The sequence below is a fragment of the Microvirga aerilata genome (assembly GCF_016743775.1).
Taxonomy (GTDB): domain Bacteria; phylum Pseudomonadota; class Alphaproteobacteria; order Rhizobiales; family Beijerinckiaceae; genus Microvirga; species Microvirga aerilata.
The window spans coordinates 1-9,660 of the sequence record NZ_JAEQMY010000128.1 but is presented as its reverse complement, the minus strand read 5'-3'; the positions used below and the strand labels follow the sequence as shown (position 1 = coordinate 9,660).

10 protein-coding genes and 1 pseudogene are annotated in these 9,660 nt (G+C 58.0%); 3 read left to right on the top strand and 8 right to left on the bottom strand.

The window, feature by feature from the left end; translation table 11 throughout:
* A partial coding sequence (gene rnhA, locus JKG68_RS29055; protein WP_202065542.1) for a ribonuclease HI occupies window positions 1–415 on the bottom strand: 415 nt, incomplete at its 3' end.
* 1,020 nt (window positions 416–1,435) lie between these two features.
* On the opposite strand from rnhA, the gene JKG68_RS33980 reads away from it, so the two are divergent.
* Entirely contained in the window at window positions 1,436–2,146 is a 711-nt protein-coding gene (locus tag JKG68_RS33980; RefSeq protein WP_246516013.1) for a LuxR C-terminal-related transcriptional regulator, read from the top strand.
* Between the two features lie 330 nt (window positions 2,147–2,476).
* Window positions 2,477–3,055, top strand: a complete 579-nt coding sequence (locus JKG68_RS29045; protein ID WP_202065541.1) for a hypothetical protein — start codon at window positions 2,477–2,479, stop codon at window positions 3,053–3,055.
* Window positions 3,056–3,110: 55 nt separating this feature from the next.
* Here JKG68_RS29045 and JKG68_RS29040 read toward each other — a convergent pair whose 3' ends face one another.
* The 4 genes from JKG68_RS29040 to JKG68_RS29025 form a co-directional block, all read right to left on the bottom strand.
* On the bottom strand, window positions 3,111–4,097 hold the full coding sequence (locus tag JKG68_RS29040) for a hypothetical protein (RefSeq protein WP_202065540.1): 987 nt from the start codon (window positions 4,095–4,097) through the stop codon (window positions 3,111–3,113).
* A gap of 221 nt (window positions 4,098–4,318) precedes the next feature.
* Window positions 4,319–4,642 carry a hypothetical protein gene (locus tag JKG68_RS29035; protein WP_202065539.1) on the bottom strand — a complete coding sequence of 108 codons (324 nt, stop codon included), beginning with the start codon at window positions 4,640–4,642 and terminating at the stop codon, window positions 4,319–4,321.
* Between the two features lie 991 nt (window positions 4,643–5,633).
* The gene (locus JKG68_RS29030; protein WP_202065537.1) at window positions 5,634–6,164 is read right to left on the bottom strand and encodes an NADPH-dependent F420 reductase; all 531 of its coding nucleotides are present in this window, start codon (window positions 6,162–6,164) and stop codon (window positions 5,634–5,636) included.
* A 30-nt stretch (window positions 6,165–6,194) separates the two neighbouring features.
* Window positions 6,195–6,626, bottom strand: a complete 432-nt coding sequence (locus JKG68_RS29025) for a MarR family winged helix-turn-helix transcriptional regulator (RefSeq protein WP_202065536.1) — start codon at window positions 6,624–6,626, stop codon at window positions 6,195–6,197.
* Between the two features lie 47 nt (window positions 6,627–6,673).
* Here JKG68_RS29025 and JKG68_RS29020 point away from each other — a divergent pair, with 47 nt between their 5' ends.
* Complete coding sequence (locus JKG68_RS29020; RefSeq protein ID WP_312891026.1) at window positions 6,674–7,471, top strand: NADPH-dependent F420 reductase; 798 nt, start codon at window positions 6,674–6,676, stop codon at window positions 7,469–7,471.
* Between the two features lie 56 nt (window positions 7,472–7,527).
* Here the strand turns inward: JKG68_RS29020 and JKG68_RS29015 are convergent.
* The 3 genes and pseudogenes from JKG68_RS29015 to JKG68_RS29005 form a co-directional block, all read right to left on the bottom strand.
* Window positions 7,528–7,782 (bottom strand): annotated as a pseudogene (locus tag JKG68_RS29015) (ester cyclase); the annotation flags it as partial.
* Between the two features lie 64 nt (window positions 7,783–7,846).
* Window positions 7,847–8,617, bottom strand: a complete 771-nt coding sequence (locus JKG68_RS29010) for an MBL fold metallo-hydrolase (protein WP_202065534.1) — start codon at window positions 8,615–8,617, stop codon at window positions 7,847–7,849.
* Window positions 8,618–8,706: 89 nt separating this feature from the next.
* On the bottom strand, window positions 8,707–9,285 hold the full coding sequence (locus tag JKG68_RS29005) for a TetR/AcrR family transcriptional regulator (protein WP_202065533.1): 579 nt from the start codon (window positions 9,283–9,285) through the stop codon (window positions 8,707–8,709).
* Window positions 9,286–9,660 lie beyond the last annotated feature (375 nt).

Genomic DNA, 9,660 nt, shown 5'->3' with positions numbered 1-9,660 from the left:
CATTCGCCAGCCCATCCACTTGCTCATTCTCTGGGTGCCCTGCGTGACCCTTCACCCACTTCCAGGTGATCTTCCGGCCCGCCATCACAGCGTCCATCTGCATCCATAGATCCTGATTGAGGACAGGCTTGCCGTCAGCCTTACGCCAGCCCTTGGCCTTCCATCCACGCAGCCACTCAGTCGCGCCCTTGATCACATACTGGCTGTCACTGTGGATCACGATAGGGAGACCCTGAGGGACGGCCTCAAGCGCCTTTATGGCTGCCGTCATCTCCATCTTGTTGTTAGTCGTTGAGCGGTCACGACCCACGATGGTCTGCTCTTCACCTGCGATGGTGACCACAGCGGCATAGCCGCCTGGGCCGGGGTTGCCTAGGCAAGCGCCGTCTGTGAAAATAATGGCTTGATTGGTCATTCAGATCTCAATGAGTGGGTTAGTAGAATGGGACTGCTCCAGGGGAGCGAAACAAAGAGGGGGCTTAGACCAGGGGGAGCTTAAGATCTGGTGACTGCACGAGCCGTCTACAGGCCGCATTCATTCGCATACCTTCCAAGGCTCACCTTGAAAGATCGTACCTTAGCGTGAGGCAAGGTGCCGCGATCCAGCGAGGGGTTGGAACCGCCCTGGGAGCCGGACGTTACGTCGCGAATGTCAAAAGGATCAAGCTCATGAAAAAGATCGCGTTTTTGGCGGTAGCCGCGATTGGCTCCAGCCTTTTTGCTGCCTCACCCTCAGCAGCACAGCCCCAGCTTCAGTTTGGAGTCGGTCCTGATGGTCGTCCTCAATTCGGTGTCCGTGATCCTCAACAGGAAGAACGGGAACGCCGTGAGCGTTGGCGTCAGAGGCGAGAGGCAGAAAGTGCCCGTGCCTACGAGGAAGGACGACTCGATGCTCGGCGTTACGATTCCTATGGCGAGACATGCCGGAACGTCACGATTGAGGAGCAGGACCGGCGGGGACGCACTGTAGTTCGACGTGTTCGTCGCTGCGACTGACTTAACAGGCAATACGATCACGATCCTAAGCGTGAATTGACCATCTTCTGAGATGAATTGAGGCTCCTTTTGTGGAGCCTCTCTCGTTTGGTCAAGGTTCTGCCCCTTTGCGTCCCAGGTTCCACGTAGGCTGAAAGCTCCAGAGTAGAGGAGCCCTGTGATGCGTAGCCTCAGCTTGTCGATCCTCCTGCTTGCTTCCGCCGCTCTGCTGGCTCCGATCCTCTTGTTCTTCGGCTACGCAGCCAGTGTCCTGACCTCAGCCCTTGTGTTTCCCTGAACCCTCTCGACGCTGCTGATGTGGATCATCTCCTCTTCTGGGTGAGCAAAGATGTCATTGTGATTACCCTTCGATCTTGGAGCTTGATTAGCCTTGGTCTCTGACCGACCTTGATCCCTAAAACAACATGGCTCTGTTTGGCGTACAAGGATAAGTAGGTAAATGTCTGGAGGGGCAGCGAACGACCGCAATGGTTTTGCGACCATCCTGATCTGTAACAACCTCTTGCTGCGTGTAGGGCTCAAGCACCTCCTAGAGAACACCTGCTTCGCTGTGTCCGACACGGTGTTTGATGAGACTGCACCGTGGCGGCACCACTTTTCTACTCAACCTGCGCTGTTCATTGTAGACGCCAGCAACCCGTCAGAGGAACTGCTTGCGATCATCGAGCGTCTGAAGCAGCGGCTGTCCGCCGCCAAGATCGTCTTAGTTGCCGACCAGTTCGACGTTCGCTTGGTGCGGCGAGGATTTGCTGCTGGCGTTGATGGCTTCTGTTCAGCGGCAAGGGGTCGTGAGGTTCTGATCAAATCGCTTGAGCTGGTCATGATGGGCGAGAGGATCCTGCCGGGGGCGCTGGTTCGTTCGATGCTGAGCCAAGTGGCTTTGACCGCTGACAACGATCAGGACAGGCCCATGGCCGAGCCATTGCCCTTCGATCCTGGGATGCACAAACTCTCCAGCCGAGAGGCAGAAATCCTGAGGTGCATCATGCAGGGTGAGCCTAACAAGGTCATTGCACGCAAGCTTGATGTTGCTGAGGCAACGATCAAGGTCCACGTCAAAGCGATCCTGCGCAAGATCGGTGTGGCCAATCGTACCCAAGCCGCCATCTGGGCGACAGAGCACCTGCCAAAGAAGCAGGATCGTTCTTGAGATTCCAGCAAAACCAGTTGATGCTCAGTTTGCATTAGCCCGCCATCACTGGGGGCTCCAGCAGACTCACGTCGTTGTTCTTGAGCCTGTTGATCTGAGTGGCAACTTGTCATCTGACCATCCTCTCAGCCGGGTACTGCCGCTAGAGATCGCCGGGATGCTCCTCGTCGCCAAAGTCCAGTACCCTTATAGACGTCCAGAGAAACCGTAGGCCGCAGGCTTGGCTTTTCCCTAGCAGTGGCTGCAATGGAAAGGCTGAGCCTAGCGGATTATGAGGCCCGCCTGGGCAACAACCAACTGTGCTCTGGTGTAAATTAAACCATAGCTTTTATGATCATCCGTAAAGATACATTTTTTGGCATAACACGGAAGTATCGAAGCATCATCAATCCACATAAGAGCTTGCTTGCAGGCTCATCTGCCTTGTTTTCGCCAGATATCACTGCAACCAACTGTAACTCGCAAGGAAAATTGGCCATGCGTTTACATTTTGCACTTGCCTTTGCAGTGGCTTGGCTCATCGGATGGTTCGCCCCCAATCCTACCCAGCCTGGGATGGGACTCTCTGCTCAAGCTGATCCTGACTACTACACCCGAAAACGGGTGAACGGCGTTTGGATTACAGGGAAGTTTCCTCGGGCCAATTCCACGAAGAGGGCCGCCCAAGTTGCATCGGCTGATCCTACGGATGTCACTGTTACAAACTCCATCCCGACACCTGTTCCAGTGCTTCCCAGTATGGTTGGGTTAGCTTTTCCTTCTTACGTGTCATCGAGCCAAACCGCCGAGTTCCCGCATGACTCCGGCGAAGCTCACCGGGAAGCATTGCGATCTGGTCTGGAGCAACTTGCGCGAAGGATCTTAGCTAATGCCGAAACGGTAACAGCGGCAATGCCTATCCAGAAGTGAGCAAGGGCGAACCTGAAGAGCCGCCTTGAGAAGTCATTCGGCTCTCGCTAGAGGATTATAAGATAAAAATGTGATCGGTTATGGTAACAGGAGGACTAACCTCCGACGTCCCAGTGACGGTGATCGTGTGTGGCCCTGGCGCGAGCCCCTCAATCATCAGGTAATAAACCAGTTCCCATATTGGGGAAAAGATCGTCCCCGGCGGAATACCAAAGCTTGCTAGGAGGCTTCCCGGCTCTGGATCACCAGGAGTGAAATAATCCGTTCTCACGAGGTATGCCTCGATGTTCTCAACTGGGTCTCCGTCGATAGTAGCGGAAAGACCCGTTACGCCAGCCTCCCACGCAGCAACCGCTTGGTCAGTGTAGTCGGGCGGATCACTGTTGAAGGCGACGGACACGAAGTTGTAGACGGGAATAAGAATCGGAGTGTCCTCCGGCACGGTGAGTGTTCTTTCAAATGTTCCGCTGAGCGCACCGGCGGCAAAAAACACAGGCCCTTCGTTGTCGATGTCAGCCCACTGGCCGGTCGGGTCGTTAAGGGGGTTCATCGCTGCTGGCGCTTGGAGCGCCCACGTCCACCAGTTTTCAGTCCAGTCCTTGATCAATTTCCCAAATACTTCTGCCGTCGGAAGGGCAATCCTATAGGCGTGACCATCGAGGAAAATGCCGGTTGCGAACCCCTGCCGGGCAAAAGGCACATCGCTGTCGGAGATACCTGCGAGATCGTTGCGGTAGGTGGTGTAGTCCCCACTGATCAGGTCGAAGTCTTTGGACGACTTATCATAGACGAAGGTGTAGGTGGATGTGTTTTTTCCGCCAGTCGGGCCGGTGTTGATCCCGTAAGCATCAGGATCGACTGCCCTGTTGAGGCTATTCACAAGCCGTCGTTCGAGTTGTTCTTCCCAGGTATTGTCCGTTGTGACACTGACCTCGATATAGCGGTCGCCGTTAGGAGCCTCCTCGATAGCGCCTCGGTCGAGATCAAGGGTCCTGTCAAGAAAGTCGAGGTAATTGTTAAGCTTTGTTGCACTGGTGGCCATCAGTACCTCCCTTAATGGCGTCACAATCTGTTGGACGCTGTCTTGCGCAGACTTCGGCACGCATCAAACTGGGGAAGGCGGCAACGCAACCTTACAGGATATTTACCCGCTGTTGTGTGGGGGCGCTCCAAGCTTGCGCCTGTTTTGGCATTCCGCAAGCTAATGGCGTTTTAGGGATAGCTGACTGCGCCGTGTCACTCATATGGCTACGAGCGGGTAGATCAGTTCATCCAGCGGCGAGGCAACTGTGCGGCCATCATCCGCTCTTTCTCGTAAGCTAAAGCAACACTCAGAGCAGACCACCGTCCTTCCGCTTCGCCTACTTTGGCAACCGCTTGCTCATAGACTTCCAGCGCAGCCTCCTCCTCATCAAACAGGGTGTTGAGGGGACCAAAAGAGTGCTGCTGACAGGCAAGGTCTAACCTTTGATCCAGCGTCTCTCGGATGATTGCGAGAGCATGAGCGGCTTCGCGATAACTACCCCGCGCCTCTTCGAGTGCACGATATGCCTTATAAAGAGCCTTTATGCAGACACTATAGGTCACATCCCCATGTTGCTTTTCCCTGCCATGGAAGACTCAATCGTAGGGATTTCTGGAAAGCCGCTTCCAAATGGATCAGTAAAAACCCACTGAACCGCGACTATTTCGGGGGAGGCGATACGGTCGGCAGCGGGGTGGAGGGAAGTAAACCGCCGTGGCACAGCCTCCATTGCGGTGCTGGCGAGGCAGTGCCAGCGCCCTAGTAACTTACGCGAGAGGTTCGCAAAAAGGGGCTAAAATGCCCAAATACCTCAACAGCCTTAGCCCCAAGCAAGCAACAAAATTAGCATACTGCTTCGAGCCTTTAGGCAGTGCCGCCACCAAGCTAATCCCGGCTTATTGGAGCCCTGCGCCGCCGTAATGGGTTCCGCCGACGTGCTCTCCGGAAGGCCATAACGGGAGTGGCCTTATAGCCTCGTTCCCGCGCCAGCCGCTTCGCCTCCCAAAGAACCTTCAGGCCCCCACCCGACGCGGCGCAGTGTTCTGGTTTGGTCAAGGTGCCAGTCGTCGCGATCAGCAGCCGCCGTTGAAGACCGTGAGTGGATTCTCGAAACTGAAACCACTCCTTCTCGTGCCGCGATCCGGCGCTTGCTGCCTGATTACATGACGCACGCCATGCGCCTGAGATGTCCGATCTGCCGAGCTCACTTCACCATTGAGTTTATCATGGGAGAGCCAAAGTAGTGTTGAATTGGCTCACTAAAGGAATGCCTTTCTCGAGCAAGAGGTCAGCAATTTCATAGGTATACTCGCTCGCTAGTCTCCTATGAATAACTGCTAGGTCGAAATCTCCACTTGTCGCTGCTGAGTATAACTCATCACCAGTTGTAAACAGCAGAATTTTCACTCGAGATCAAGCAGCATATCCTCAAGCAGGAGTAAGACCGCTGGGTTCTCATTTGCCAGGGGGACACGTTTATCCTTCAACTGGAGGTAATCTTCTTCGAGCGGCCCTTACGCCATTCCAGAAGCTCTCTGCTTACCTTTGGACCAACTACAATATGCCGGATACCTGGAAGGCGGTAGCCTCAACGAGTGCCATGCCCACCTTGCGGTCCCTGTCATTGTCGGCCGCAACGGGAATGGCGATGCGGTCCGGACTGCCCGCAGGCTTGCCGTTCCTCGCAAAGGAGTCGGACCCGATGGCGTTCCATGCCTTGACGATGGGGCGGCCCAACTGCTCGGCCACCCACAGGGTCTCGACCCGACCGGTCTCAATGGCGTCAAGCCTGGCGTCGCGTGCCGGGTAGTAGTTCGACGTATCGATGACCACCGTCTCGGCCGGGACCGTGGCGATCAATGACGCAACGTCGGGAACACGGTTCAGCGGGATCGAGAGGATCACGACGTCCACGTCCATCACGGCTTCCGCCGCCTCGACCGCACGACCGCCAGAGGCCCGCACATCAGGCTCAATCGTGTCCGGGCCGCGGGAGTTGGCCACCTTCACGTCATGTCCGGCCGCACTCAGCGTTCGGACCAGGGTCTTGCCGATGTGGCCAGTCCCCAGAATGCCGATCTTCATGATTGGATCTCCTACAGATTCTTGAAGGCTTCACTCGCTCGCTGGGTGGGCGAGCGCTTCGAGCGTGCGGCGGAGGTCGTCCATGCCTTGGTCGGTGAGTTGGCAGGCCGACTTGATCTTGTCGGTGATGCCCCGGACCTCGGCCTCGAGGGCACGGCCACGGGGTGTCAGGTCGACCAGCACGCGGCGTTCGTCGGCCGGATCGCGGGTGCGCGTGACGAAGCCAGCCCCCTCCAACCGCTTGACCAGCGGCGTGATCGTGCCCGTGTCCATGTCTAGGCGGGCGCCGAGCGTGCCGACGGACAGGGGCGCGCCGTCCAGCAGCTCAAGGATCGCGAGATACTGCGGGAAGGTCAGGCCGAGCGGCTCCAGGAACGGCTTGTGCAAGCGCGCCATGCGGTTTGCCGCACCGTAAAGGGCGAAGGACAGTTGCGTACCGACGGTGTGCCGTTCCGAAGTCATGTTTTCTCTAGCGTTCTAAAATCTAGTACGCTAGATAAGCGAAAGCAGTGGGATGTCAAGCTGACCCTCGTGGTCGAAGCGCACCCAAGACAACCCAGGAAGGATCTCCCATGAGGATCGGAATCATCGGTGCCGGCCATATCGGCGCGACACTCGCCCGAAAGCTGGCCGCCAGCGGCCATGAGGTCAAACTCGCGAACTCGAAAGGGCCGGACTCCATCCGCGACCTTGCGCATGACTTGGGCGCCGTCGCCGTCAGCAAGGAACAGGCGGTCAGGGATGTCGACGTGGTCATTCTGTCGATCCCGTTCGCGAGGTACCCTGATCTGGCGGGCCTGTTCGGCGATGTCCCGACCGAGGTCGTGGTGATTGACACCTCGAACTACTATCCCTTCCGCGACGGCGCGATTGCCGAGGTCGATGATGGTAAGCCCGAAAGCGTCTGGGTCAGCGAGCAGATCGGCCGCCCGATCATCAAGGCGTGGAACGCAGTGCTGGCCGCCACCCTGTCCGACAGGGGAAAGCCGTCGGATCTGCCGAAACGCATCGCCATCCCTGTCGCCGGAGACGATGCAAAGGCGAAGGCTACGGCATTCCAACTGGTGGACGCCACGGGGTTCGACCCGCTGGATGCGGGCTCGCTCGCCGAGTCCTGGCGGCAGCAGCCCGGCACCCCGGGCTACTGCACCGAGCTCACGCTGCACGAGTTGGAAGCCGCTCTGGCGTCCGCCGACAGGCGGCGGGCTCCGGAGAACCGCGAGGCGCTGATCAATGGATTCATTTCAGCGGGCGCCACGCTCACTCACGACGAGATGGTCGCCCGAAATCGCGCTGCCACGGCATGATGGCCAAGTCACTCACCTCCGGCAGGACATCGCAAGCGGGGAAATACCCCGCTTGTCTAGTTACTCACCTGCTGCCTGGTGGTCTTTGCTACCGAATGCCGGACATGACTGCCTTCGAACACCAGATAGGCCGCCACGTTGTCGCCCTCGGCGATGATGTCCCGGATGGGCATCTGCCAGACGGCGAAGGCGTCGAAGTTCTTCTTCTCCGAGGCGATAGACCCCTCCACGCCTGGATGCGGGGTGTCCATCTGGTGGTAGAAGACGAAGTCCTCGTGGCAGTAGGCCGAGAGGGCGCCGAAGTCGCAGCGGTTGAGCGCGTCCTAGAAGGCCCGGGCAACCTCCTTGTTGGCTTCAGTCGTCATGGTGTCCCTCTCAGAACGTGTTGGCTTCACCATCGTTCGGCACGAGCAGACGGTCGGTCATGCCGTTTGCCTCAGAGTACTCCCGCAACTCCTGCCGCGACAGCATGCTGTGGTTGACCGCCTCCATGTGGCTGGCAACCAGCATCGCCTGCGGGGCGGCCCCATGAACCTTCCGGACGTCTTCCTTGTTCATGATGATCGAGCCGAGCCCGGGAACCTGGGCATCGCCGCAGTTCAGCACAACTACGTCCGGCTGGTATGCCTTCAGGTTCTCCTCGACATACCCGTTCCAGATCGTGTCGCCGGCGAGATAGAGGGTCTTCTCGTCTTTGTGTTTGAACACGACGCCGCAGACTTTGCCCAGGATCTCGCCGATCATCGCATAGGCCTGATCGGTTCCATGCTGGCCGGGGGTCTTGATGAGGGTGATGCCGTCGAACTCGGTGTTCTGCTCAAGCACGCGGGTGTTGCTGAACCCTGCCGCCTGGATGGCGGCCGCGTCATCTTGGTTCTGTGAGAAGATCAGCTTGTCCTTCGGCACCAGGTTCTTGGCCGCCTCGTCCCAATGGTCCGGATGCAGGTGCGTGACGATCAGGGCATCGACAGCGAGGATTTCGTCCATCGTCATGGTCAGGTCGGCCAGGGGGTTACGCTTGTCGCTGTTGGCCGTGCCTTCGAAGCCGGGATAGGCGCCCTTCTCGGCCAGCATGGGATCGACCAGGATCTTCTTGCCGGCGTACTCGATGATGAGGGTCGCGTTGCGAACTTGTGTGATCTTCATGGGTAGAGTTCCTTCCGTTGTCGGCCCAGGTTGCGGACCGGATGGTCCAGATTGGTTGTGGAAGAACGCGTTGAATGATCGCGTTCGGGTCAGTCGAGGTTGGAGAGGATCAGCCTCAGGGCATCGTCGAGCCGGGGCTTGTTGCCCCCGGCCCGCATCATCACCTGGAGCCCCGGGAACGCCACCACGAAGAGCCGAGCCAGCTCCCGAGCATCCTTGTTGCTCCTCACTGACCCGTCTGCCTGGCCACGCTTGATGGTGTAGGTCAGGGCGTCCTCGATGCGCTGGAAGTCCTCCTCCACACGGCCTTGGATCTCGGGGTCGTGCGGGGCGAGCTCGACGGCCTGGTTGATGCTCATACAGCCGCGCGAGAACTCGGAGGCTCGGGCAACGTCGATGATGGTGCGAAAGAATGTCTCAATGGCTTCACGGGCGGATCCCTGATTGAGGATCTGCCCCATGTCCCGGGTCCGCTCCTCGCGATAAGAGTCGAAGGCAGCCAGGAACAGCTCGCGCTTGCCGCCGAAGGTGCCGTAGAGGCTGCTCTTGCTCAGCCCCGTAGCCTCCAGCAGGTCGACAAGCGACGTCGCCTCATAGCCCTTGCGCCAGAACACGCCCATGGCTTTGTGCAGGGCTTCAGCGGTGTCGAACTCCTGCGGCCGCGCCACGGTGGATCTCCAATGCCTGTCATTCGGGACCACTTGGTCCGTTACGCAGTGATATACGAGTTGAGGACCGATTGGTCCAGTATAATTTTGCCGCAGGCAATGCACCCATAGCCTTGGAATTGAGCAATCCGGTTGAAAGTCGCCTATGGGTCAAATTCTGCCTTAGAGCGATGCCATATGAAGGTCAGCTCACCCCGCAAAAGCAGAAGCCAGGTCTACTTCCGGGATGTGCCGACAAGCGACGTTCCGATGGCTCCTCCCTACAGGGTGTTCCGCACCGCTTCCATCGCTTACTAAGTGGTGCATCCGGTAGGTTGCGGGGTATAATGGCGGCCCCTTCTGACCTGCTGGCGGAGGCGACCCATGGCACCAGTC

Coding starts and splice junctions, on each gene's coding strand:
- JKG68_RS29045 (WP_202065541.1), top strand. CDS start 2,477: ATGATCATCCGTAAAGATACATTTTTTGGCATAACACGGAAGTATCGA.
- JKG68_RS29025 (WP_202065536.1), bottom strand. CDS start 6,626: ATGACTTCGGAACGGCACACCGTCGGTACGCAACTGTCCTTCGCCCTT.
- JKG68_RS29030 (WP_202065537.1), bottom strand. CDS start 6,164: ATGAAGATCGGCATTCTGGGGACTGGCCACATCGGCAAGACCCTGGTC.
- JKG68_RS29040 (WP_202065540.1), bottom strand. CDS start 4,097: ATGGCCACCAGTGCAACAAAGCTTAACAATTACCTCGACTTTCTTGAC.
- JKG68_RS33980 (WP_246516013.1), top strand. CDS start 1,436: ATGTCTGGAGGGGCAGCGAACGACCGCAATGGTTTTGCGACCATCCTG.
- JKG68_RS29010 (WP_202065534.1), bottom strand. CDS start 8,617: ATGAAGATCACACAAGTTCGCAACGCGACCCTCATCATCGAGTACGCC.